This is a genomic window from Fructilactobacillus sp. X3R2C1 (genome assembly GCF_059901235.1).
Genome location: NZ_JBWXVA010000002.1, coordinates 296,083 through 321,803, shown reverse-complemented (window position 1 = coordinate 321,803; position 25,721 = coordinate 296,083). Strand labels below are relative to the sequence as shown.

General features: G+C 36.3%; 25 protein-coding genes and 1 other annotated feature. Of the genes, 21 read left to right on the top strand and 4 right to left on the bottom strand.

Annotation, left to right across the window (positions count from 1 at the left end):
• The first annotated feature begins 42 nt into the window (after positions 1–42).
• From AC6UDB_RS03680 to AC6UDB_RS03670, 3 genes are read left to right on the top strand one after another with little or no spacing between them, the layout of a single operon-like run.
• Complete coding sequence (locus AC6UDB_RS03680) at positions 43–1,254, top strand: metallophosphoesterase family protein (RefSeq protein ID WP_500699536.1); 1,212 nt, start codon at positions 43–45, stop codon at positions 1,252–1,254.
• Positions 1,244–3,805, top strand: coding sequence for an AAA family ATPase (locus AC6UDB_RS03675; protein ID WP_500706610.1), 2,562 nt, complete (start codon positions 1,244–1,246; stop codon positions 3,803–3,805). The genes AC6UDB_RS03680 and AC6UDB_RS03675 overlap by 11 nt, the downstream gene beginning before the upstream one ends.
• A gap of 15 nt (positions 3,806–3,820) precedes the next feature.
• On the top strand, positions 3,821–4,780 hold the full coding sequence (locus AC6UDB_RS03670; RefSeq protein WP_500695728.1) for a 3'-5' exoribonuclease YhaM family protein: 960 nt from the start codon (positions 3,821–3,823) through the stop codon (positions 4,778–4,780).
• A gap of 36 nt (positions 4,781–4,816) precedes the next feature.
• Here the strand turns inward: AC6UDB_RS03670 and AC6UDB_RS03665 are convergent, their stop codons facing one another.
• The 3 genes from AC6UDB_RS03665 to AC6UDB_RS03655 all read right to left on the bottom strand — a co-directional run bounded on the left by AC6UDB_RS03665 (position 4,817) and on the right by AC6UDB_RS03655 (position 6,553).
• Positions 4,817–5,698, bottom strand: coding sequence for a peptidylprolyl isomerase (locus AC6UDB_RS03665; protein WP_500709172.1), 882 nt, complete (start codon positions 5,696–5,698; stop codon positions 4,817–4,819).
• A 120-nt stretch (positions 5,699–5,818) separates the two neighbouring features.
• Positions 5,819–6,109: a hypothetical protein gene (locus tag AC6UDB_RS03660; protein WP_500709171.1), complete on the bottom strand. Its 291-nt coding sequence runs from the start codon at positions 6,107–6,109 to the stop codon at positions 5,819–5,821.
• Positions 6,110–6,112: 3 nt separating this feature from the next.
• Positions 6,113–6,553 carry an HIT family protein gene (locus tag AC6UDB_RS03655; protein WP_500709170.1) on the bottom strand — a complete coding sequence of 147 codons (441 nt, stop codon included), beginning with the start codon at positions 6,551–6,553 and terminating at the stop codon, positions 6,113–6,115.
• A gap of 115 nt (positions 6,554–6,668) precedes the next feature.
• Between AC6UDB_RS03655 and AC6UDB_RS03650 the strand changes: the two genes are divergently transcribed.
• From AC6UDB_RS03650 to trmB, 3 genes are read left to right on the top strand one after another with little or no spacing between them, the layout of a single operon-like run.
• Positions 6,669–7,406, top strand: a complete 738-nt coding sequence (locus AC6UDB_RS03650; RefSeq protein ID WP_500695725.1) for an ABC transporter ATP-binding protein — start codon at positions 6,669–6,671, stop codon at positions 7,404–7,406.
• Positions 7,399–8,613, top strand: coding sequence for an ABC transporter permease (locus tag AC6UDB_RS03645; protein WP_500699531.1), 1,215 nt, complete (start codon positions 7,399–7,401; stop codon positions 8,611–8,613). Before AC6UDB_RS03650 ends, AC6UDB_RS03645 begins: the two co-directional genes overlap by 8 nt.
• Positions 8,614–8,622: 9 nt before the next feature.
• Positions 8,623–9,264, top strand: a complete 642-nt coding sequence (gene trmB / locus AC6UDB_RS03640; RefSeq protein WP_500699530.1) for a tRNA (guanosine(46)-N7)-methyltransferase TrmB — start codon at positions 8,623–8,625, stop codon at positions 9,262–9,264.
• Here the strand turns inward: trmB and AC6UDB_RS03635 are convergent.
• Positions 9,261–9,593 (bottom strand): hypothetical protein, encoded by a 333-nt coding sequence (locus AC6UDB_RS03635; protein ID WP_500693653.1) that lies wholly within the window; start codon positions 9,591–9,593, stop codon positions 9,261–9,263. The two genes, trmB and AC6UDB_RS03635, sit on opposite strands and share 4 nt — an antisense overlap.
• 82 nt (positions 9,594–9,675) lie before the next feature.
• Here AC6UDB_RS03635 and AC6UDB_RS03630 point away from each other — a divergent pair, with 82 nt between their 5' ends.
• From AC6UDB_RS03630 to rplT, 15 genes are all read left to right on the top strand, one after another.
• A complete protein-coding gene (locus tag AC6UDB_RS03630) occupies positions 9,676–9,999 on the top strand; it encodes a thioredoxin family protein (RefSeq protein ID WP_500693654.1) in 324 nt (107 codons plus the stop codon).
• A 19-nt stretch (positions 10,000–10,018) separates the two neighbouring features.
• Positions 10,019–10,657, top strand: coding sequence for a YtpR family tRNA-binding protein (ytpR, locus tag AC6UDB_RS03625; RefSeq protein ID WP_500693655.1), 639 nt, complete (start codon positions 10,019–10,021; stop codon positions 10,655–10,657).
• Positions 10,658–10,701: 44 nt separating this feature from the next.
• The gene (locus AC6UDB_RS03620; protein ID WP_500709169.1) at positions 10,702–13,020 is read left to right on the top strand and encodes a DNA translocase FtsK; all 2,319 of its coding nucleotides are present in this window, start codon (positions 10,702–10,704) and stop codon (positions 13,018–13,020) included.
• 77 nt (positions 13,021–13,097) lie between these two features.
• Positions 13,098–14,429 (top strand): UDP-N-acetylmuramate--L-alanine ligase, encoded by a 1,332-nt coding sequence (gene murC, locus AC6UDB_RS03615; RefSeq protein ID WP_500693956.1) that lies wholly within the window; start codon positions 13,098–13,100, stop codon positions 14,427–14,429.
• A 12-nt stretch (positions 14,430–14,441) separates the two neighbouring features.
• Positions 14,442–15,143, top strand: coding sequence for a Bax inhibitor-1/YccA family protein (locus AC6UDB_RS03610; RefSeq protein WP_500693657.1), 702 nt, complete (start codon positions 14,442–14,444; stop codon positions 15,141–15,143).
• A 94-nt stretch (positions 15,144–15,237) separates the two neighbouring features.
• Positions 15,238–17,901: a DNA polymerase I gene (gene polA, locus AC6UDB_RS03605; protein ID WP_500709168.1), complete on the top strand. Its 2,664-nt coding sequence runs from the start codon at positions 15,238–15,240 to the stop codon at positions 17,899–17,901.
• Positions 17,902–17,913: 12 nt separating this feature from the next.
• Positions 17,914–18,756 carry a DNA-formamidopyrimidine glycosylase gene (gene mutM, locus AC6UDB_RS03600; protein WP_500695718.1) on the top strand — a complete coding sequence of 281 codons (843 nt, stop codon included), beginning with the start codon at positions 17,914–17,916 and terminating at the stop codon, positions 18,754–18,756.
• Positions 18,749–19,342, top strand: a complete 594-nt coding sequence (coaE, locus tag AC6UDB_RS03595; protein WP_500701028.1) for a dephospho-CoA kinase — start codon at positions 18,749–18,751, stop codon at positions 19,340–19,342. The genes mutM and coaE overlap by 8 nt, the downstream gene beginning before the upstream one ends.
• Before the next feature lie 17 nt (positions 19,343–19,359).
• Complete coding sequence (nrdR, locus tag AC6UDB_RS03590; RefSeq protein ID WP_500693661.1) at positions 19,360–19,851, top strand: transcriptional regulator NrdR; 492 nt, start codon at positions 19,360–19,362, stop codon at positions 19,849–19,851.
• Positions 19,848–21,191: a DnaD domain protein gene (locus tag AC6UDB_RS03585; protein ID WP_500709167.1), complete on the top strand. Its 1,344-nt coding sequence runs from the start codon at positions 19,848–19,850 to the stop codon at positions 21,189–21,191. Before nrdR ends, AC6UDB_RS03585 begins: the two co-directional genes overlap by 4 nt.
• A 2-nt stretch (positions 21,192–21,193) precedes the next feature.
• Positions 21,194–22,120 (top strand): primosomal protein DnaI, encoded by a 927-nt coding sequence (gene dnaI, locus AC6UDB_RS03580; protein ID WP_500709166.1) that lies wholly within the window; start codon positions 21,194–21,196, stop codon positions 22,118–22,120.
• Between the two features lie 261 nt (positions 22,121–22,381).
• Positions 22,382–24,355 carry a threonine--tRNA ligase gene (gene thrS, locus AC6UDB_RS03575; protein WP_500709192.1) on the top strand — a complete coding sequence of 658 codons (1,974 nt, stop codon included), beginning with the start codon at positions 22,382–22,384 and terminating at the stop codon, positions 24,353–24,355.
• A gap of 17 nt (positions 24,356–24,372) precedes the next feature.
• Positions 24,373–24,497: a sequence feature (ribosomal protein L20 leader region), on the top strand.
• Positions 24,498–24,535: 38 nt separating this feature from the next.
• The gene (gene infC, locus AC6UDB_RS03570) at positions 24,536–25,042 is read left to right on the top strand and encodes a translation initiation factor IF-3 (RefSeq protein ID WP_500693664.1); all 507 of its coding nucleotides are present in this window, start codon (positions 24,536–24,538) and stop codon (positions 25,040–25,042) included.
• A gap of 41 nt (positions 25,043–25,083) precedes the next feature.
• Positions 25,084–25,278 (top strand): 50S ribosomal protein L35, encoded by a 195-nt coding sequence (gene rpmI, locus AC6UDB_RS03565; RefSeq protein WP_010021583.1) that lies wholly within the window; start codon positions 25,084–25,086, stop codon positions 25,276–25,278.
• A 34-nt stretch (positions 25,279–25,312) separates the two neighbouring features.
• Positions 25,313–25,669, top strand: a complete 357-nt coding sequence (gene rplT / locus AC6UDB_RS03560; RefSeq protein WP_010021582.1) for a 50S ribosomal protein L20 — start codon at positions 25,313–25,315, stop codon at positions 25,667–25,669.
• Positions 25,670–25,721: the final 52 nt, after the last annotated feature.

Genomic DNA, 25,721 nt, shown 5'->3' with positions numbered 1-25,721 from the left:
CGCCCATTGGTGCTCCGATTTTTTTGTATGGGAGAAATTATAATGAAGTTTATTCATGCGGCAGATTTACATTTGGATAGTCCGTTTTTAGGAATCAGAGAGGATGCTACCACTCCGAGTAAGCTGTGGGACATTTTGCACGAGGCTCCATTCGATTCATTAAAGAAGATTATTGATGATGCCATTTTAGATGATGTTGATTTTGTTTTGCTAGTGGGAGATTTGTTTGACAGTAGTCACCAAAGTGTCAAAGCCATTAGTTTTTTGATTAAACAGTTAGAACGATTGGATGAACATGATATTCCTGTACTTCTTTCGTTTGGTAATCATGATTATCAAAGTGAAGGTGCCAAAAATTTCAATTTTCCGGCTAATGTTTACGTATTTCCCAAAGAAGTGACGACGCACACATTGACTCTTAAAGACGGAAGAACAGTTGCTATTACAGGTTTTAGTTACGCTACTAGGAATATTTCAGATGATATTATCTCTGGATTTCCAGAACGTTCAAACGCTGACTACCAAATTGGGATGGTTCACGGTGCTATTAAGGGTGGCAAAGACTCACAGTATGCACCGTTTACCATTAACGAAATGGAAAATTTGGGATATGATTATTGGGCATTAGGGCATATTCATAAGCGTCAGCAGTTAGGTCATCATCCTTTAATTGAATATCCGGGAAATATCCAGGGCCGTCATAAAAATGAAATGGGTGAAAAGGGGTACTTATTAGTCAGTGATGAGACTAATGGAGGTTTAAACGTTCAGTTTGAACCCACCTGTCCGCTCATTTGGTCAAATCTTTCAATGAATTTACGGGGAACTGACTCAGAAGAAGCGGTCGTTAATCAAATTATGGAGAAAATTGAGTCGAGTGATTTTTCCAAACTTAATTTATTGAGTGTGAAATTAAATATGAGCGAAGAAGCCAATTTTTCGTCAGAAGAATTGCTCGACCGGGTTAAGGAAAAGTTACAATATGATTTTGAACGATTTAATGCTTGGGTTTATGAAATTGACGTTGTTGATAATTCTGGGATGAAATTTAATGATCTAGATCAGAAATTCTGGGATGACACTAAGCATGAAGTTTATAATGAAGAAAACCTTAAAAATTTGGCGAAGAAGCTTTTTAAGCACTCTTACATTCGTGACAACTTTTTAAGTGATGAAGCCATCTCTAAATTACTTGATGAAAGTATGAATTTAATTACTAGTAAAACGAAAGGGAACGTGAAGGATGAGGATTAAAAAAGTTGAAGTATTCGGCTTTGGAAAACTTCATAATTTAACACTGAACTTTAGTGGGTTCCAGGTTATTTATGGAAGAAACGAGGCTGGAAAAACAACCCTCTTAAATTTCATTAAAGATGTTTTATTTGGCTTTCGGGACAGTCGGAGTAAGCGAGACTTCACTCCCAAAGATGACTATAAAATGGGTGGTCGTTTAACGGTTGAACAAAATGGAACTACTTATCTTGTTCAAAGAAATGAAGGTAAAAATGGTGGGTTATTAACCGTTTTTGATCAAAATAAAAATGAATTACCTGCTGGAATTTTGGATAAAATTTTAGGTCCAATCAATCGGGAATCATATGATAACCTGTTTTATTTTGGCAACGTTGATTTAAATGATATTTCGAGATTAAATCGTGAAGAATTGTCAAAACGAATCCAGCGTGTTGGGGTCGTAGGGATTGATAACTGGATTGAACTAGAGGACGAAAATCAGGAAAATGGTGGTAAGATCTATAAGCCGACTGGTAAAAAGCCTGAGTTAAACCGACTTTTAGTTGATCGAGAAAGATTGAACGCGAAAGTACATGAAGCCAGTAATGAATATCCCAAGTACCATGAATTGACCATTCAAGCTAAAAAAGAACAAGAAAAAAAGACTCAGAATCGCAATAAAAGAAATAAATTTTCTGAGCGATTAAATCAGGTTAATCAAGATTTAGCGAACTGGGATAAATATGCTCAATTAAGACAATTACAAGACGATAAATTAGCGGTTAAACACGGCTTTTCTGAGCATGACTTTGAAACATTTCAAGACATCCAAAATAAGATTAGTAATATTCAATTAGATGTTAAGAATGATGAACAAAACATTATTGATTTTAAGAATACGCATCAGGAATCCAATTCTGATTTGAAATTTTACAATGATAATGCTGATTTAATTCGTAATTTATATTTAGAACTGGACGGCCAAATCCAACAGGTCAGACGGATTGAACAGCTTGATCATGATATCAAAACATATCAGACTCGTTTGGCTAATGATGAATTTGATGCTGGTGGAAGTGAAAGTATTCCGTTTAATGATGATGAGATTGACAAAATATCGACCTTAATAGATGAGTATCAAAATGTAAAAGCACAAATAAACTATCAGGTTCATGCGATGCCCACAAATGAGAGCGGAGATAATTCGTTATCATTAATTGCTGATGCGGTTGGTCTAATAATTATTGGAATTGGAATTTTTATGGGTGGAGTAACTCTTCCTATTTTGGTGGTCATTGGGTTATTGTGTATTGGTTTTGGCATTTATCGTTATGTGCAAAAATCGAACCAACCAGTTAAAGAGGAGAATGATACTGACCATTTAAAGCGAAAATTGACTCAGATTGAGCAAGAGTTGGGTCAAATGGGAAACGAGCATCACATCCAGAGTATTCCATTTAACCAATGGACAAGTGCTTTACAAAACTCCATTAAACGACGTGACTTAGATCGTGATAGTTTACAGAATTTCATTGGAAACCAAAAGACAATGAATGAGAAGGTTGAGAGTTACCTCGATCGTTGGAATTTTGCTTCCAGTAAAATTGGTTTAAGTGATTCCGATAATGAAATGGTAGCGTTAAGTAAAATTAGACAGTTCATCTCAAATGTAAATGATCAAAAGCGAAATGCAGAACAGGTGAGCCATGAATTGAGTAGTTTAACTTCAATGGTTGATCGCCATCGTGAGCAGTTGAAAGAAGTAAGTGATCGTCTTGACCATTTCCTAAAGGAACGAAACGTTGCAAGTAGTAGTGATTTTAAAAAATTATACGATGAGCAGCGGATCGCTACGGATAAAAACAAACGTAAAGTGGAGTTAGAAAACTCACTTGATCAGACAATTGTTGAAAGATTACAAAAATACGATAATGTTAATCAGTTAAAAAACGTGATTAATGATCTTCAGAAACAAATTGGACAGTTGGACGCAGATTTTTCCGATCAATCTGATCGGTTGGCGCAACTTAACGTGCAAATTAATAACATGGAAAAAGATGGGACGCTTGATTCATTGACCCAGGAATTGGCCAGTATGGATACTAAAGTTAACGAATTGGTTCAAAAATGGTTGGTTTACCAGTTAACTAATCAGTGGATTGAAAAAGTACTCGATGCCGCTAGTAGTGGAAGAATTCCTAAAGTTAGAAAGGATGCAGCTAAATTCTTTGAAACACTAACGGACGGTCATTATAGTAAAATTGATTATAATAAGAGAAGTATTACGGTTGTTAACTCTGATGGAGTTAAGTTCAAGGTTGAGGAACTTTCAAAAGGAACCATGCAGCAGTTATACTTATCGTTGGTTTTTGCGTTAACGTTGGCTTTTAGTGATGAATATCCAATGCCAATTATGATTGATGATGGTTTTGCTGACTTTGATCACTTTAGAACTGATAAGGCAATTGAATTAATGAAAGCTTTGGCTAAAAGCACGCAGGTGATTTATTTTACGGCTGATGATCGAATTAGACACGATGTAAGTGGCGATCATTTAATTGAATTAAAGTAGTGGAGGTGGAGTCAAATGAGCAAAAAATTGAAAGAATATCAAATGGACGAAGAAATCGATGCGTTTGTATTGGTTAAGTCGGCCGATACTAGAATTGCTAAGAACGGAAAACAATTCATTTCGTTTGTTTTTGAAGATAATTCCGGAGAGATCGGTGGAAAACTTTGGGGTGCCAGTAATGAGGATGTAAAGACTTTTAAAGCTGGGCAGGTCGTTCACATTAATGGCAAACGGGAAGCTTACCAGGGAAGTCCACAAATTAAGATTAATCATCTTCGACAAACAGAATCTGGTGAACCCAGTGATCCATCTAAGTTTATGCAACATGCTCAAATGACTCGTTCCGAGATGGAAGAATATATTGGTCAGACAATTTTCGAAATTATTAATCCAACGTGGAATCGAATTGTTCGGGTACTTCTTAAAAAGCACCAGGATGAATTCTTTACTTTTCCGGCAGCTAAATCGAATCATCATGCTTATGCAGGCGGATTAGCATTTCACACCATTTCGATTTTGAAGCTGGCCAAGGAAGTCGCTAAGCTCTATCCACAAGTTAATTCTTCACTTCTGTATGCAGGTGCCATCCTTCATGATTTAGGCAAGACTACTGAGCTGTCAGGACCTGTTTCGACATCTTATACTAGTGAAGGTGATCTGTTAGGACATATCAGTATTATTGATGGGGAAATTGTTGAAGCTGCTGACCAACTAAAAATCGATCAGCATTCTGAAGATTTATTACTTCTAAGACATATGGTGCTCTCACATCATGGAATTAAGGAGTATGGATCCCCGGTTACGCCTGAATTGCTGGAAGCACAGATTCTCCATGATTTAGATGAACTTGATGCTTCAATTAACATGATTACTGGGGCTTTAAATGATACGGAAGCAGGATCATTTAGTAAACGAATTTTTGGAATGGATCGAAATAAGTTTTATAAACCTGATAAAAAAGAAAATGGTCAGTAACTTAAAAGTTACTGACCATTTTCTTTTTATGATTGATTATTTCATTGGTTTTGGAGTTGATGTGTAATCAGCTAAGATGTTTTGTAAGTCTTTGTCTTGGATCTTTACATCTCCATCTTTAAGAACTTTTGAAACGACAGCGTGTAAGACATTACTATCGCTCATGCGTTCAGTTGCCAACTGGTCTTTTAATTCAGCTTTGTGATCCTGATATTTACCCTTGGAAGGGTGGTTGACCATTTGGATTACTTGGTATCCAGCTTTAGTTTTGACAGGTTCTTTGGTGTATTCACCATTTTTGAGTTTAAAGGCAGCATTTTTGAAGTTATTGTCAAGACTTGGATCCATATTATCGAATGGAGCCATCTTGCCGCCGTCTTTCTTGTTAGCATCAGTTGAGTACTTCTTGGCTAAGTCAAAGAATTTTTGACCGTTTTCTAAGCCAGAAATTACTTTTTCAGCGTCACCTTGATTTTTGGTGGTAATCTCATTAACGGTTACTTTAGGTTGATATTTCTTGAATTGGTTTTGCAAATCTTTGTCAGAGAAACTTGTGTTAGCAATCACAGCTTGCTTTAACAGAAGATTATCTTTGATTTGTTCTTTTAAACTTTTCTCAGTTAAACCTTGTTGACTGAGAAGGGTTTTAAATTGAGAACCATATTGTGACTTGTATTGGTTAAATTGGTCATCAACTTGAGATGATTTAACTTTATTACCATATTCTTTGTTAAGAACTTTGTTCAAAATCATAGTTTGGAGAACTGTTTTACCCTGTGGGGTCTTTTTCATACTATTGTAATATTGACTTTCTGTAATTTTACCACCACTAGTAGTAGCAACTGTTTTACTACCACAGGCAACCAGTGAAACACTTAAAAGTAATCCTGCAACTCCAACGAGCCATTTTTTCTTCATATATTAGCACATCCATTTCTTCAAAATATTAAAGTACTCAAAACATTCAGTACTCCATTTATTTTTAATATAACATATATTTGATGCAAATTAATATTTGGTCGAATAATTTAATTGAAATTAAATGTTATTTATTTCGTTAGATAAAAGATCAATTCTAGGCTTTAGCTGAAATTGGGCTTCATGTACGTCACGATTAAGACCATCTATTATTGGTTTTGCATCATTTAAAGCTTTTGTGAATTGGTTTAAATTTTGTTTAACTGAACTAGCTGAATGAAAAATGTTTTTAAGGTCGGCAGTGGTTACGTTATCTGTGGGATTAGACTTCTTTTTTAAAAGCAATAAACCAGTAAGTGACACACCAACTATTATTCCGGCACCAATTAAGCAAGCGGTCTTTTTTTTCATGAGTTAATCCTCCAATTGTTTGGTAATTGAATCAGCAACTTCTTGGTATTTAGTTTCGTCATATTCTTTAGAATTATCAGAAAAGTTAATTGAAAAAGTATCATCTTTACCGTAACGGGGAATTAAGTGAAAGTGAGCATGCAGAACAGATTGATAGGCAATTTTCCCGTTATCATTAACGATATTCATTCCTTTGATGTTTGGGTTAGAATTTTTGACCGCACGTGCAATTTCTGGCACTTTCGCAAATACTTTACCCGCTGTAGCGGAGTCAAAATGAAAAATATCTTGAATATGTTTTTTAGGAATCACCAGAGTGTGGCCAGGAGTTGTTTGGGAAATATCTAAAAATGCAAGAATTTCGTCATCTTCATAAACTTTATAACTAGGGATTTCACCCTGGACAATTTTACAAAAAATGCAATTTGGATCGTAATCAGTCATATAAATCTCTCCCTTCAAGTTAATCCAATTATACACTAACATTACCTGCATAATAAGTGATAGCAAGCAATTATGGTATACTGATTATAATAATGAAAAGAAATGAAGGGTAAATATGAGTTTGCAAGTAGAAGACTTGACTGGTGGCTACTCTAGTGTGCCAGTCTTAAAAAATGAGACTTTTGATGTTAATGATGGCGAATTAGTTTCTTTAATTGGTTTAAATGGTGCTGGGAAGTCAACTACCATTAATCATATTATTGGACTCATGAAGCCATTTACTGGAACCGTTAAAGTCAATGGTTTGCAGATTGGTCAAAACATTGAAAAATACAAACAACAAATTGCATATATTCCGGAAATGCCAGTATTATACAAAGAATTAACTTTAAAAGAACACATTGATACTACTATCATGGCTTATAATTTGGATAAACAAGTAGCGTGGGAGAAAGCTAATCAGTTACTTAAGACTTTTCGGTTGGATAAACGACTTGATTGGTTTCCTGCCAACTTTTCAAAAGGAATGCGTCAGAAAGTGATGATTGTTTGTGCGTTCATTACTAATGCGTCGCTTTATGTAATTGATGAACCATTTTTAGGTCTCGATCCGCTCGCGGTCGATGATCTTTTGCAGTTGATTGAAGAAAAGAAGAGTAAGGGTGCCAGTATTTTAATGTCGACTCATGTTCTTGATACCGCAGAAAAGTATTGTGATCGTTTTGTGTTAATTAACAAAGGTGAGATTCAAACGGAAGGAACGATGGAACAGATTAGAAAAGAGTATCCCAATGATGGGAAGTCACTTTCAGATATTTATCTGTCTTTAGCAAGGGATGATAAAAATGAATAGGATTTTCCAAAAAAGGTTAAGCAATCATTTAATCGAAATGACTAAATACCTTAAATATGTTTTTAACGATTTTTTTGTGATTGCGATTATGTTCTTTGTGGGTGGTCTGGGCTACGCTTACTCTGGATTTTTAAAGCAATTATCAGGCAATTTATGGTGGGAGCGCCCGATTGCGATTTTGATTTTACTAGTGGTGCTTCAACTTGGTGGACTGGCAACTTTAATCAAGTCCGCTGATAAGGTTTTTATGGCCCCTAGGGAATACCAATTTGCTGGTTACTTTAAGGGAGCATTTCTCTATAGTTTGTTTATGGCATTGCTGATTGATTTAGTAACGTGGTTTGTACTAATGCCATTTTTAAGTGTTTCGATTGGATGGACAATTTCAGAGTTAATCGGGTTGTTAATCGTAATTTTGCTTTTGAAAACCGGTTGGATGTCATATCAAGTAATCAAACTCTATTTTCAGTTAAATCGACATGTAGTATTAGCCGGTGTAACTGAGTGGGTTATCCCCCTTATTATTCTGGTATTAGCATTGTACTTTAATGTTTTTATAGCTGCACTATTAGCATTAGTTGTGGCTGCATTGTTAATGTATGTCGCTATTCTAACCAAAAATAAGATCTTAAACTGGAATTATGCAATTGAACATGAAGATTCTCGTATGAATCGGATTTATCATTTTTATAGTTTATTCACCGAAGTCCCTGAACTTTCAGGTCGGATTCACCGCAGAAAATACTTGGATCCAATTTTTAAGTTGTTAAAAAAAGATCAAGGTCACGTCTATTCGAATTTGTATCTTCGATCATTATTAAGAGACAGTGGACCAGGGTCTCTTTACTTTCGCTTAATAATTATTGCCGTTATTTTGGTATTGATTATTCCTAATCAAATTATTGTTTCGTTAATGACAATTATTTTTGTTTATTTAGTCGGATTTCAGTTAATCCCATTTTATGAGCATTTTGAAAGTAATGTGTTTACCCATATTTATCCGGTTAGTCAGAAGATCCAGCTGACGGATTTTCGACAGATCGTTCAAATTTTACTTTTGTTTGAATGCTTTATCCTCCTGATTGCAATGTTAATCGCCCGGATGTCGGTTCCTGTAATCTTAATAACGGTGGTAATTTGGATTGTTGAGGGATATGTCTTAACGATTCCCTATTTAAATAAAAAAGTTAAACAAATTAGAAACTGAGGTTAAATGATGAGAGTTAGAAATAAGCCCTGGGCAAATCAATTTATTTTAGATCATCCTGAATTAATTGTTGATGATCCAGAAAAATACATGGGAAAGTGGGAAACACGTTTTTCTAGAGACGCCCCAATTTATGTCGAAATTGGTTGTGGTAAAGGAAAATTTATTACTGAAATGGCAGAAAAAAATCCCAATATTAATTTTATTGGGATTGAAATTCAAAAGTCAGTAATTGCAATGGCACTAAAAAAAGTCGTAAATAGTCGTTTAGATAACGTTCAATTGATTCATACTGATGGCGGTCTTGTGAACACCATTTTTAAAAAGGGTGAGGTTTCAAAAATTTTTCTAAACTTTTCTGATCCCTGGCCAAAGAAACGACATACAAAACGGCGACTTACCTCGCCGCGTTTTCTTAAGAGTTATCAAGACGTGTTACCTGACCAAGCTAAACTGGAGTTTAAAACTGATAATCGTGGATTATTTGAGTATTCGTTGGTTAGTTTGAATAATTTTGGGATGAAGTTTGAATCCGTTAATCTTGACTTGCATGCTAGCGATGCTGCTAAAGATAATGTAGAAACTGAATATGAAGAGAAATTTAAAGAAAAGGGCCCAATCTATAAGATTGTAGCCCAATTTGTTGATTAACTAATCGACTTTGTGTTTAAAAGTTGAACGTTATCGAGGTTATTTGTGGTCAAATCGAATGTAAATCCATATGATTTAATGTCATGGTTATCATCGTCTAAAATGTTGATTCCGCCAAGGAACTGGCCATCTTCGTTTTGGTTAAAGTCGATCCAGTAACCATACAACTCACTATTATCAAACTTTTTGCTTAATGTATCGGACAAGTGACGTCTAACCCGATCTTGGTCGCGTTCTTGCTTGAATTTAATAAGTGAATACAGCGAAACTCCCGCAATTACGGATCCAGTAATAAAAGCTAGTTTGTGTTTTATGATAATAAAAAGCATCCCTTCGATTGAATTTGTTGAATTTATTATATAACATTTTTAATATGAGTGGGTTATAATATTAATGTTTAGGAGGGATACGATGGAACAATTACCAGTAATGAATCTTAACGAATTAAAGCAAAAAATTAAGCATGGAAAGTACATCCTATTTTTCTCTGCCACATGGTGTCCAGATTGTGCGTTTATCAAGCCTGTTATGCCAGAAATTGTAAAAGATTTTCCAAACTATGACTTTATTGCAGTTGATCGGGATGAAAATCTCGATTTAGCTAAGGAAATGAACATTTTTGGAATTCCAAGCTTCGTTGCCTTTGATAATGGGATTGAGACTGGTCGTTTGGTTAATAAAGATCGAAAAACCAAGGAACAAGTAGAAGATTTTATTAAATCTCTTCCACAATAAATTCGGAGGTGAGCTAAATTTGATGATCGCAAGTTATAATCCAAGCCAAATGGGTGATGTTTTGGTTGTCATTCTTGGAGAAGGATCGGAACCACAGAAAATATCAAAATCAAATGATATTGTTCAGATTAAAGATAAGAAGGGACACGTAGTTGGATATAATTTTTTCAATGCCAGTGAGATTTTAGGGAACTTAAAATCAGAGAATGGAAAAGTTGATCTTTCAAGTAACGATGTTGAAGTTTTAAATGATGCGTTGAAAGAGGCTGGGTTTAAAACTTTCTTACCTACTAGTACCGAACCAAAGTTTGTGGTTGGCTACGTTGAAAAAATGGAAGATCATCCGAAGTCTGATCATCTTCACATAACTCAAACAAAAGTCCAGAATGGAGAAATGCTGCAACTTGTTAGTGGGTCTCCCAATATGAGACCGGGAATCAAAGTTGTTGTAGCGGAAGTTGGAGCCATGATGCCAAATGGACAAATTATTTGGCCAGGAGAGCTTCGTGGGGTAAAAAGTGATGGAATGATTTGTTCTGGAAGAGAATTAGACATTCCTAATGCACCCGATAAACCAGGAGCTTTAGTTTTACCCGATTCTTATGAAGTTGGGCAACCATTTGATTTTGATAAAGCAAAAAATCTTTTTGACGAATAGTTTCTATTCGTTTTTTTATACATAATTCTTTAAGGGTGATTAAATTGGAACATTATGATGGACCGGCATTTTATCGTAAATACTTTAATGGGAAAGTTCCCTTTAAGAGTAGCAATAAAAAAATCAATGATTTTCATAGAACAACAAAAAAATCAAATCAAGAAATTATCCGTAGTGACGATTCTAATGTTAAACAATCAGCCTATCAGTCTCGTTATCAACCAAAGTATCAGAGCGGATTTCAGTTGCAATTTAAAGATGATAAAAAGCACTATGTTGAGTCCCGAAATTCCTTAGTGGAAAGAACAAAAGAATTTACTCCGCGTTCCCGTAACCAAAATAGTAATTTCTATTCCGTTCATCAGTCAGTCGGAAAACCATATCAAGATGCAGCCGTTGAATTGGAGAAGAATGATGATGATTTTGTTCTTTATCTAAATCCTAAAGATCCAACTGCCGTTCCAGCTGATGATCTAGATTTATGGGAAAATGACGTTCAACCAATTGTTAAAGAAAATGTAAATAAGAATGAAAACATTGTGGATAACTCTAAGCCTGTGGATAACTCTGAAGATGATAAAGAATCTTCAGCCAGTAAACGTGAATTAGGCCATTCGCTCGCAGATATCTTTAAAGAGGAGAGTGGCTTAGCGGCTAATCTAGCTTTGTTTAGTGATGATAGAAAAGATAATGATGATCAAAACGCATCAGGTACGGTATCAAGTAATCCCACTTTAAGTGAATCGGATCCACAAGATAAGTTAAAAGAACCTGATGAAAGAAGCGATAACGAGAAGACGTCTTCTCCAATTGATAGTACTGATAAGCGTCAAGATGAGGAAAAAGCACTTCTTCAACCTGCTAACGAACTTACTGATTCAAAAAGTGAAACCACAACGAATCATAGGCATTTGGCCGACACTTCAAGCAATCAGGAGGGTCAGACTAATTATCAATTTCCTCGTCGTGACCTGCTTAATCCACCAATTTCGACTTCTGATGATGGTTTGAGTGAATGGATTGAAAAGCAAGTTAAAACACTTGATGATACATTAAGGGCGTTTGGGGTTCATGGTCACGTAGTCGATTGGACCGATGGACCGACCGTTACTCAATTTCAAGTTAAGTTGGAACTTGGTGTTAAAGTAAGCAAAATCACTAACCTAACTGATGATTTAAAGATGGCCCTAGCAGCCAAAGATATTAGAATCGAGGCTCCAATTCCTGGTAAGTCGACGGTTGGAATCGAGATTCCTAATCCAAAGCCTAGACCAGTGATGCTTTCAGAGATTCTAGATTCAAATGAATTTGAATCTAGTCATTCACCGTTAGAAGTAGCATTAGGGATGAGTATTGGTGGCGCTTCTAAGACTGCCGATATTCAAAAAATGCCACATGCTTTGATTGCTGGTGCAACGGGATCTGGAAAGAGTGTGTTCATAAACAGTTTGCTTGTTTCATTGTTGTATCGCAATTCGCCTCGTGATTTAAGGATGATTTTAATTGATCCTAAGGCGGTTGAATTAGCGCCATATAATGGGATTCCACATTTGTTAACTCCGGTTGTTTCAGATCCGAAAGAGGCTTCCGCTGCTTTAAAATGGGTTACTGAGGAAATGGACAACCGTTATGAGCGATTAGCTGCTGCTGAGGTAAGAAACTTAACTCAGTATAATCAAGCGGCACATAAAAATGGCCGTGATGCGGATAAGTTGCCTCAAATCCTAGTTGTGATTGATGAACTTGCTGATCTGATGATGGTTGCATCAACAGAAGTCCAAGATTATATTGTTAGGATTACACAAAAAGCTCGGGCAGCTGGGATTCACTTGATTGTTGCTACTCAAAGACCGAGCGTTGATATTGTAACTGGGACCATTAAGAATAATATTCCAACACGAATTGCCTTTATGGTGTCAAGCCAGATTGATTCAAGAACAATCATTGATCAAAGCGGAGCTGAACGACTACTTGGTAAGGGAGATATGCTTTATCTGGGTAGTGGTGCCAGTCAACCAGTGCGACTTCAGAGTGCTTTTGTTACTAACCAAGAAGTTGAGCGAGTTTGTGATCAAGTTCGAAGTCAGGAAACACCAAAGTACGAGTTTCAGCCCAAATCATTGCTTAGAAGTGCAGAACAAGCTCAACAACATGATGACTTGTGGAAATCAGTTTTGAGTTATATTGCAGACGAGGATGGAATTTCAACTTCAAAATTGCAACGAGTGTTTTCCATTGGATACAATCGTGCTGCAAGTATTATTGATGATTTGGAGCAAAATAATTTTATTTCAGGTGAGCATGGATCTAAACCGCGAGATGTTTATTTGACGAAAAATGAACTTGCTAAATTGAATATTTAAATTTTTAGATTTTCATTACTTTAATTGGTATTATTAAACCAGACAATAAAAAGGGGAATTCCAACTAAATGACTAACATAAATAAAGACACTACTTATTTTTTTGTAGGAATTAAGGGTACTGGGATGAGTGCGATGGCACTCATTCTCCATGATCGCGGTTGTAAGGTCATGGGTTCTGACATTGAAAAATATACCTTTACTCAGCAAGGATTAGAAAATGCTGGAATTAAGATTGAACCATTCAATCCTGATAATATTAAAAAGGGAATGACGATTATTAAAGGAAATTCTTTCCCTGATACGCATCCGGAGATTGAAAGAGCCGAAGAGTTAGGACTAAAAATTTATAGTTATCCTGATTTCTTGGAAGAATTAATTGAGGGGTACACGAGCATCGGAGTATGTGGTGCTCACGGAAAAACCAGTACCACTGGACTACTTTCTCACGTATTAGGCGGGATCGCACCAACTGATTATCTGATTGGTGATGGATCTGGGAAAGGCACCACTGATGCGCGTTTCTTTGTCTATGAGGCCGACGAGTATCGCCGCCATTTTCTGGCAACTTATCCAGATTATGCCATTATGACTAACATTGATTTTGATCATCCGGATTACTATACCGGAATTGAGGACGTTTTTGACGCTTTTCAAACCTTTGCAAACCAGGTTAAAAAGGCTATTTTTGCTTGGGGCGATGATCAGAATTTACGGAAGTTAAAAGCTTCAGTTCCAATTTATTACTATGGAACTAGTGATGATGACGATTTTCAGGCGGTGGACATTAAGCGAACAACTGCTGGATCGACTTTTCACGTTAAATATGACGGAAAGGACCTAGGGGAATTCAGTATTCCTTTGTATGGAGAACACAATGTCTTAAATTCTTTGGCGGTAATTGCCGTTGCATATTTTGAAGACGTTAATTTGGACGAAATCAGACGTGAACTTCAAACTTTCAAGGGGGTTAAGCGTCGTTTTTCTCAAGTTAAAGTTGGCGATATGACAATTATTGATGATTACGCACATCATCCCTCTGAGATTAAGGCCACTTTAGATGCCGCTAGACAAGAATATCCCAATAAGGAGATCATTGCTGTTTTTCAACCCCATACTTTTAGTCGAACGATTGCCTATCTTGATGACTTTGCTAAAACGTTAAGCAAAGCAGATAAGGTATACGTTACTAAAATTTATAGTTCTCCAAGAGAAAAGTCGGGACACGTTAAGAGCGAGGATTTGGTTAATAAAATTACCAAAGATGGTGGCTTAATTGAGGAAGAAAACATGTCTCCACTGTTGCAATATCACGATGCCGTGGTAATATTTATGGGTGCTGGAGATATTCAAAAGTACGAAAGAGCCTATGAGGAATTGTTAAGTCATTTAAGTAAGAAGGTTAATTAAAGGAGAATAAAAATGAATAATTTTGATGGAGAAAGTGGTCGTCGGGTAGTTGGCGATAATGCTGGACTCAACGCGTTTTTTACCAAAGTATATGGGATTATGGGAATTGCGGTTTTAATTTCTGCTATTTCTGCGTATTTAAGTAGTGTTTTTATGCCAAACATCAGTAGTGGAGCCTCAGGATTAGTAATTTTAATCGTTTGGTTCATAATTTCCTTTGTGATTTCGGGATTTGCACAAAGTAATCCGACGTTAAGCTTTATCGGATTATTGGTTTTCTCGGTTTTAACAGGGCTTTCACTTAGTTACATTTTCATTGCCTTTAATCTTGGTACCATTGGAGCAGCGTTAGTATCCAGTGCTAGTATTTTCTTGGTAATGAGTGCGATTGGTTTCACTACTCACAGAGATTTAACCAAGTTAAGCACGCAATTGTTTGCAGCATTAATTGCTTTAATTATTGCGATGGTAATTAACTTATTCTTGAGAAATCCATGGATTGAGTTATTTATTTCAGCCGTTGGGATCATTATTTTTACTGCGTTGAGTGCTACTGATACACAAAACTTAAAGAAAATGTACATGCAGTACTCTGGTAACATTAATGTAAACGGACTTGCAATTTCTGGTGCACTTCAATTGTATCTTGATTTTCTAAACCTATTTACATTTCTTCTTGAGGTCTTTGGTATTTTTGGAAATAATCGAGATTAATAAAAAAACATGGTCGATTGACCATGTTTTTTTTTCGCAATTGAACCGATTATAAGTGTTAAAATAATAGTAATTAATTCTAAAGGAGAATTTTATGGCAGACAAGAAATTATTATTAATTGACGGAAATTCTTTAACGTATAAAGCATTCTTTGCGTTATTTACTTCCTTGGAACGTTTTACCAATGAAGACGGATTGCACACCAGTGCGATCTATGGTTTTAATAGAATGCTAGATGACATTTTAAAGGATGTTCAGCCAACGTCAGCTCTTGCCGCTTTTGATGCAGGTAAAACAACCTTTAGAACCAAAATGTACGAAGATTATAAAGCCGGACGGGCAAAAATGCCCAACGAATTACGTGAACAATTCCCGTTTGTAATGGATTTGCTCCATGATCGGGGAATTAAAACCTATGAATTAAAAAACTATGAAGCTGACGATATTATTGGGACGCTTTCAAAGAAAGCGGCTGATGACGGCTATCAAGTTACTATCATAACGGGAGACCGTGATCTTACCCAACTTTGTTCGGATAAAGTTACCGTTGCGATTTCAAAGAAGGGTGTGAGTGAAATTGAGAAATACACGCCAGACTTTGTAAAAGAGACGATGGGGATTACTCCTAGACAGATTATTGACGTAAAGGGTCTTCAGGGAGACAACTCGGATAACTATCCGGGTGTTGAAAAAGTTGGTCCAAAGACCGCTATCAAGTTAATTCAAAAATTTGATAGTATTGATAATCTTTATAATCATATCGATGAAGTTTCTGGTAAAAAATTGAAAGAGCATTTGATTAAGGATAAAGACCAGGCATTTTTGTCTAAAAAATTAGCCACCATTGACTGCAATGCTCCCCTCACAATTTCATTATCAGATTTAAAGTATGATGGTCCCGATAATGATAAGTTAGTTGATTTTTATAAGAAAATGAACATGAAATCCTTTTTAAAGGAAATGGAAGGATCAGAGAGTCAGTCGGCTGAGAAACTTCCAGATGTTAAATATACGATTTTAAATAAAGACAATTTAGCCGAGTTAGATCACTTGTCAGAAGATGTTGTCTTTAACATTGAAATGTTGGATGAAAATTACCATACTGCTCCATTTGTTGGTTTTGTTATTGGGGATAAGGATCATTGGTTTGTAAGTAAGGATATTGATCTTTTAGATGATCCGAAAATAAAAGGCATTTTAGAAAATCACGATATTAAAAAAAATGTTTTCGATGCTAAGGCGCAAATTGTGGCTGCCAATCGCGAACATATTCAGTTAAATAACGTTGATTTTGACATGTTATTAGCTTCATATTTACTGAATACCCTTGATAATAGTAATGATTTGGCTAAAGTGGCTAATCGGCACGGATATTATGGGGTTAAACCGGATAGTGAGGTTTATGGAACTGGAAAGAAAAAACAGCTGCCAGAAAATGATGAGACTTTTTTTGATCACATTGTCAGGAAAGCATTGGCAATTAATGATTTAAAAGATAAAATGATTGATGATTTAAAGAAACACAATCAATTAGATTTGTACCGTAACATAGAAGTTCCATTGTCTTATGTGCTAAGTGCAATGGAGATTGAAGGAATTACGGTGGACGTAGATACCCTCGAAGCATTGAAGAGTAAATTTACTGAGCATTTATCAGAAATTGAGCAGTCGATTTATCAGGAGGCTGGAGAAGAATTCAACATCGGGTCACCAAAGCAGTTAGGTGAAATCCTGTTTGATAAGTTGAAATTACCAGTTGTGAAAAAAACCAAAACAGGGTACTCTACGTCGGTTGATGTGTTAGAAAAAATTGCGGGTCTGAATCCGATTGTCGATAATGTCCTGGCGTACAGGCAACTGTCAAAATTGATTTCAACTTATATTGATGGAATCAAAAAAGACATTTATTCTCGTGATCATAAAGTTCATACCCGTTATCTGCAGACCTTAACTCAAACTGGAAGATTGTCCTCGGTTGACCCAAACCTTCAAAATATTCCAGTTCGAACTGAAGAAGGTCGCAAAATTCGTGAAGCGTTTGTTCCTCGTCATAAGGGATGGCAATTATTTTCATCGGATTATTCTCAAGTTGAATTACGTGTCTTAGCTGCCATTTCTGGAGATAAGAACATGCAGGAAGCTTTTAAAAATGGGGAAGATATTCATGCAGCGACCGCACGACGGATATTTGAACTTCCAAGCAACGAGGATGTTACTCCCGAGTTGAGAAGACAAGCAAAAGCTGTCAATTTTGGGATTGTCTATGGAATTAGTGCTTATGGACTTGCTAAAAATACTGGCATATCACGAAAACGGGCTCAAGCATTTATTGATAAATATTTTAAGGAATATCCAGGGGTCAAAAAATACACCCAAGATAGCGTTAAGTTCGCCGAAGATCATGGGTATGCTGAAACCATCATGAAACGTCGACGCTACCTGCCGGATATTAATTCTAAGCAATTTCAGAAACGTTCGTTTGCCGAAAGAACGGCAATGAACTCACCCATTCAGGGAAGTGCTGCCGATATTGTTAAAGTTGCAATGATCAGAATGCAAAAAGAACTTAAGAAACACGGTTTAAAGGCCACAATGTTACTGCAAATTCATGATGAACTAATCTTTGAAGCACCAAAAGAAGAGATTCCAATTTTAGAAAAATTAGTTCCAAGTGTTATGGATTCTGCGGTTGATCTAGATGTACCGCTAAAAGTTGAAAGTCATTACGGACCAAATTGGTATGATATAAAAAAATAATGGGGTGTAGGAATGCCTGAGTTACCTGAAGTTGAAACGATAAGAAGAGGGTTAACCAATCTTGTACAGGGTAAAAAGATTGTTTCCGTGGATGCTTTGTATCCAAAAATGTTGAATTTACCAGTAAAAGAATTTGAAGATTTGTTAGCTGGTAAGGATATTTTACAAATTGATCGGAGGGGTAAATACCTCTTAATCCGGCTAAGTGACGATTATACTTTAGTTTCTCACTTACGAATGGAAGGTAAATATGATGTGGTACCTGAGGGTACTGAGAATCAAAAACATACTTACGTTGTTTTTCATTTAAGCGATGGTCGAAAGCTTCGTTACAATGACACAAGAAAATTTGGAAAGATGAATTTAGTTAAGGATTCTCAGGTTTATGATTTGTCAGGATTGAACAAAATTGGACCGGAGCCAACTGAGAAAGATTTAACGTTTGATTATTTAAAGAAGCAATTGCATAAGTCTCACCGAAAAATTAAGGCATTTTTATTAGATCAATCTAACATTGCTGGGATTGGGAATATTTATGCTGATGAAAGTTTGTGGTTGTCTAAAATTCATCCGGAACAGGCTACTAACTATTTAAGTGATCAGGAAATTGAGACTTTAAGGGAAAACATCATTAAAGAAATTCAGTTAGCTATCAAGGGTCATGGAACAACGGTGTTTACTTATAAAAATGCCTTTGGTGAAGAGGGCAGCTTTCAAAATCATCTTCATGTTTATGGTAAAAAGGGACAACCGTGTGAGCGTTGTGGAACTACTATTGAAAAAATCAAGGTTGCACAAAGAGGTACTAGTTTCTGTCCTCATTGTCAAAAAGTTCATGGTGATCTAAGTGAGTAAAGTTATTGGATTAACCGGTGGAATTGCAACCGGCAAATCAGCTGCAAGTGATTATTTAGTTACTTTAGGGGTTTCTACATTAGACTTAGATGCCATAACACACGAGTTAGAACAGGATAATCAAGAGTTAATTCATCAAATTAGTGAGCAGTTTGGCAGTTTAGTGATTAAAAGTAACGGGCAAATTGATCGAGGTGTTTTGGGTAAGATTGTTTTTTCAAATCGTGATGGTATGAAAAAGTTAGTCCAAATTGTTAACCCATACCTTTTTCGTGAAGTTAATACTCGGCTAAACAAGTTACACGATCAACGTTTAGTGATTTTAAATGCTCCCACCCTTTTTGAAAATGGATTTCAGATTTTAACCGATGCTAATTTGATGATTACGTGTGATCCAGTTGTTCAACTGCAACGGTTAGTTAGAAGAAATGATATTTCAATGAGTCGTGCTAGTAAAATGATTGGTGCTCAATGGGCACAACCAGTAAAAGCACGACTGTCTGATTGGTGTATTGATAACTCTGGCACTTTCGATCAATTGAAGTCGTCGGTTAAAGATTGGTATGATTTAGTAAGTGTTATGTAATTAGTGAAGGTGAAAAAATGCAATGTCCACGGTGTCATCATATCGGTTCAAAGGTTTTAGAAAGTCGTCGGGTCAAAGATGGTGAAAGTATTCGTCGAAGACGGGAATGTGAAGAGTGTGGATTTCGGTTTACGACGTTTGAGGTGATTGAATCAAGCCCCTTGTTAGTTGTAAAAAAGAACGGTGATCGAGAAGAATTTAATCGTTCTAAGATTTTGCGTGGAATTGTCAGATCATCTGAAAAGCGTCCAGTTTCGATGGAACAGATGAACCATATTGTTGATAAGGTTGAAAAAATAGCTTATGACGCTGATGATGGCAGCCATGAAGTGGCTAGCCAAACTATTGGTGAGGGTGTTATGAAAGGACTAAAAGAAGTTGACGAAATTGCTTACATTCGGTTTGCAAGTGTTTACCGCCAATTTAAGGATATGTCAGTCTTTTATAATAAACTCAAAGAATTAATGGATGATGAAGACGAAAATAATGAGGATAAGAATAAAGAATGATCAACGGAATTAATCCTAAAACTGATTTTAAAGTTTATCGATCACAGCCCATTAGTGATGTTGAACGTCATTATGTCGATTTGTTGTACATGCCAGTCATTGGTAAAAATGCATATGCCTTATACAATTGTTTATGGTTAATTGATGATGAAAAGCACGTTAATTTTGAATTAATGTCTGATCTTGATATTGATGCCAAAGAATTAGATGATTCACTTATGAAACTTGAAGGATCGGGTTTGCTTAAGACGTATGTTGATCATTCTTTTGAAATCGACTTGTATGAGTATCAACTTTTACTGCCACTTAATCCTGACCAATTCTTTAGTGATAGTCTTTTGAGTCTGTTATTACTTGAAATGGTTGGTGAAGATCGCTATTTACAACTTTCAGATGAACTCTTACCAGAACATTTTGATTTTAGTGGGTTAGATGATCAAACTCGTAATTTCCTGCAAGTATTTTCAGTTAATAATGAGAAAGTAAATGACCAACCAAGTGTAATCAAGGCAGTTCGACACAAGACTAATGTAAAAAAAGATTCCTTTGATGATAAGCTTTCAAATGATCAGTTTGACTTTAAGCTATTGATGAATATTTTGGATAAGTCCTTTGTCGAAAATGAAAGTATTAAAAAGTATGAGACACTCTTTAGTAACACCAACCGATTATATGGAATTGGTGAACTTGAGATGGCACAATACATTGAGAAGGCCAGTAACTTGGTTAACAATCGGTTTGACCCTAAAAAGTTTAAGATATTAATTTCTAGACGAAATCAAATAAAGGCTCCAGCAGAAAATCAATCCAATCAAAGCCATGTCCATGAGGCAGACAAGTTACAAAGTAAGCTAACGGCCAAGGAACAGCAATTGGCCCAAATTGCTGATTCTTCCGCTCCAGTAGAATTTCTTGATTCTTTAAAGAGTGAAAAAGGTGGTTTTACTACTTCCGCTGAAGAAAGGATTCTATCTGAACTTATTAATCGCAACACTTTGAGTAATGGAGTAATCAATATCCTTGTTTATCACATCTTGATTGACGAGGGGAAACCTACCATTAATAAAAATTTAATTGACACCATTGCAAATGATTGGGCGCAAAGAAAAATTAATAGTGCATCGAAAGCGATTGACGATATTAAGCACCGTCAGGAACAGGTTACTGAAAGTAAAAACAATCGACAAAGAAGATACCGAAGACGTACAAATGTCAAAGAAACATTGCCTGACTGGGCTAAGGAAAATAAAAGTCGAGGTAATGAAAAAATTTCGACTACTCAGCGAAAACGAATTGCTGAGAAATTAAATTCATTAAATAAAAAGTCTGGGGATGAGTAATCATGAAGAATGTTAGTGATGAGATGAGCCAATTGATGAAAAAGAAAAATTTGAATCATAATTACCAACAGTTAATGAATTCGGTTTATTCTGATCCAGACGTTAAACAATTTTTAAGTGACAATGAGAGTGAGTTAAGTGATGATGTTGTGAAACGGTCGGCATCAAAACTGTATGAATTTGTCAATGAAAAGAAAAAGTTGGAAGAGGGAAACGCTAACTTTGCTAAGGGATACCAACCAACCCTGGTTTTAAGTGACCATTTGATTGACGTTTCGTACGAACCTACACAAGCGTTATTAAACAAGCAGAAGCGAGAACAATTTGCGTCACGCATTAAGTCCATTTCAATGCCCAAAGAAATTAAATTGGCAAATTTAAGTGACTATGAACAGACAGCTGAACGAGCTCAAGCTTTGGAAGGAGCACTTGATTTTATTGGTTCATATGAAAATAATCCTCAGCATTTTCAGAAGGGGTTATACTTATACGGTCCCTTTGGCGTAGGTAAAACTTATTTACTTGGAGCAATTGCCAATCGTTTGGCCTCTGACGGTTATAGTTCGGTTTTGATTCATTTTCCAAGTTTTGCCGTTGAAATTAAAAATGCAATTGGAAACAATCAAGTTGGCGGTAAGCTGGATGAAATTAAAACTGCTCCAATTTTGATGATTGACGATATTGGAGCAGACTCAATGTCATCTTGGATCAGAGACGACATTCTTGGGGTTATTTTAGAGTATCGAATGCAAAATGAGCTTCCCACCTTTTTTAGTTCTAACTTTTCCATGGATCAATTGGAACAAGAGCATTTAAAGATTAATGCTCAAGGAGATGTGGAACCACTTAAAGCTAAGCGATTGATGGAACGAATTAAATTTTTAGCAAAGCCCATTGAACTTGATGGTAGGAATCGCAGGAATAAATAATGATTATTCTTGACATGTAACAGGTCGTTGTTTAGACTGTTAATTGTTAAGGACATGAGTGATTACGAATTTCACAGAGAGGATAGGTTTTCTGGAAACTATCTGTTTGGAGTAACTTACTTACCACCTTTATTAAATGACATTAATAAATAGGTTTTAAACGAGATGTCCAAATAAATGGACGAATTTGGGTGGAACCGCGCTAATGGCGTCCCTAGTATTGATTTACTAGGGACTTTTTTTATGAAAGGAATGAGTAAAATGGCTAAATTATCATTTGAGTTTCCAGATGGTAACAAGAAAGAATTTGATTCAGGGGTTACTGCAGCAGATATTGCCAAGTCAATTTCAGTTAGTCTAGCCAAAAAGGCAGTTGCGGCTAAGATTGATAGAAAAGTTGTTGATTTGATGCAACCACTAAAAGATGGTGGCAAGATTGACATCATTACTTCCGGTTCTGATGAGAGTCTTAAAATCCTACGACAGGGTGCTGCTCAGTTACTGGAAACGGCGGTCAAAGAAAAGTATCATGATATTCGCATTGGTGAAATTGCCGCTGATGAAGATGGTTTCTTTGTTGATACTGACAAGGAAGATCGTCAAGTTAGTTCAGATGAACTAGATGAATTAGCTGATAAAATGAAAAAGATCATCAAAAATAACGCTATCGTCGAAAGGGTTTATCTAAGTAAGGATGACGCTTTAAAAGAAGTTGATGGTGATCCTTATCAAGCACAACTAATTGCCAACATTGATTCTGATAATATTCTTTTTTACAGTATCGATGGTGTTAAAACGCTAGCTCAAGGGGTAGTAGCTCCAAGTTTGAAAGATCTAAAACACTTTAAGCTCTTGTCTGTTGCTGGTGCTTATTGGGAAGGTAAGTCATCCAATCCAATGCTTCAAAGAATTTATGGCACGGCTTTCTTTAAAGCTGATGACCTAGATGAAGATTTGAAGAAGCGTAAAGAGGCTAAAGAGCGTGACCATCGTGTTATTGGGAATAACCTCGACTTATTCTTTGTCGATCCAAAGGTTGGGGCTGGTCTTCCTTACTGGATGCCAAAAGGTGCAACGATTCGTCGTACAATTGAGCGTTATATCACTGATAAAGAGATTGCTCATGGTTACCAACATGTTTATACCCCAGTATTAGCTAATTTGGATTTGTATAAGCAATCTGGTCACTGGGATCACTATCGAGACGACATGTTTCCACCAATGAAGATGGATGATGACGAAATGTTGGAATTACGTCCAATGAACTGTCCATCTCATATTCAGATCTACAATCACCATATTCGTTCTTACAAAGAGCTTCCTCTACGAATTGCTGAACTAGGAATGATGCATCGATACGAAAAGTCTGGTGCACTTAGTGGTCTTCAACGAGTTCGTGAAATGACTTTAAATGATGGTCATACGTTTGTTGCACCCGATCAAATTCAAGAAGAATTCAAAAAAATCTTGAATTTGATGATGGAAGTTTATCATGATTTTGACATTAATAACTATACGTTCAGATTAAGTTATCGTGATCCCAAGAATACCGAAAAGTACTTTGACGATGATGAAATGTGGAACAAAGCGCAAACGATGTTAAAGGGCGCTATGGATGACTTGGGCCTTGATTACGTTGAAGCCGAGGGTGAAGCTGCATTTTACGGTCCTAAGCTTGATGTTCAAACTAAGACGGCTCTAGGAAATGAAGAGACGTTATCTACCATTCAACTTGACTTTATGTTACCGGAACGATTTGATCTTCATTATGTTGGTGAAGATGGTAAGGAACACCGTCCGGTTATGATTCATAGAGGAATTGTTTCTACCATGGAACGATTTACCGCTTACTTAATTGAAATGTATAAAGGTGCTTTTCCGACATGGCTTGCACCCGATCAAATTCAAATCATCCCGGTTAGTGATGAAAAACACGGAGATTACGCACGTAAATTAAACGAAAAGTTTCGTGCGTTAAACTTGCGTTCCAATGTCGACGAACGTGGTGAAAAGATGGGATACTTGATTCGTGACGCACAAACCAAGAAGATTCCATATACACTAGTTGTTGGTGATGATGAGATTAAGAATAATACGGTTTCTGTTCGTAAGTATGGTGAAGACGATAGTAAAGATATGTCAATTGATGACTTTATTTCAGAAGTTCTTCATGATATTGCTACTTACTCACGTAATGATGATGAAGAGTCTAAGTCAGTTGACAAAATTAAATAAAATTGGTACTATTATGTAGTCAAAAGCAGAAGCTTCCCGCTTCTCGCCTGAGTGATTTTGATCGCTGGGCAATCTACGAATGAAAGTCCTAATGTTTTTAGGTGTAGCGGGTGCTCTGTAGCATCCGCTATTTTTCTGCTTAAAATTACCTGGAGGTGAATTACCATAGCAAGAGATAAGATGGTTAACGAGGGTATCCATGCTCGCGAGTTGAGATTAATCGGTGCTAATGGAGATCAATTAGGAATCAAATCTACTAAAGAAGCTTTGTCAATTGCTGAAGAAGCTAATTTGGATTTAGTTGTTGTTGCTCCCAAAGCAAAACCACCTGTAGCCAAGATTATTGATTACGGGAAATATCGGTTTGATCGCCAAAAGAAAGAGCGTGAAGCTCGAAAGCGTCAAAAAACTGTTAGTGTTAAAGAAATTAGGTTAAGTCCTACGATTGATAGTAATGACTTCAACACCAAACTTAAAAATGCCAAAAAGTTTTTGACAAAGGGTGAACGTGTTCGAGTTTCTATTAGATTTAAGGGACGTGCCATTACCCATAAAAGTATTGGAAGAGATGTCTTAAATAAAATGGCGGAAGCTACTTCTGACGTTGCCGATGTAACTCAACGAGCAAAGATGGATGGCCGAAGTATGTTCTTAATGCTTGCACCAAGTAAGAATGAAAAGAAATAACTCATTTAATTGGGTTATGAATCGATGAGGAGGAATATAATATGCCAAAATTGAAATCAAATCGTGCTGCCGCAAAGCGTTTTAGAAAAACTGCTAATGGTGGTTTAAAGAGTGGTCATGCCTACACTAGTCACCGTTTTCACGGTAAAACTAAGAAACAACGTAGACATTTACGTGGAACACGTATGATGGCTAAGTCAAACTTGAAGACTTACAAAGAATTACTACAAAAATAAGCGAATAATATAGTTTGTATAGGGGGATTTTAATATGCCACGAGTAAAAGGTGGAACTACCACACGTAATCGTCGTAAGCGTGTTCTTAAATTAGCTAAGGGATACCGCGGTGCTAAGCATCGTTTATTTAAAACTGCTAAAGATCAAGTAATGAAGTCACAGGAATATGCCTTTCGTGACCGTCGTGCCAATAAAGGTAATTTCAGAAAGATTTGGATTGCAAGAATTAACGCAGCCACTAGAAATAATGGATTGAGTTACAGTAAATTCATGCATGGTTTGAAACTTGCTAACATCGATATGAACAGAAAAATGTTAGCTGACTTAGCAGTTAACGATGCTGATGCCTTTTCTGCATTAGCGGAAAAAGCCAAAGCAGCATTAAAATAAGCCTAAAAAACTTTCACCGCTCTTGTTTGGTGGAAGTTTTTTTATCGGATTG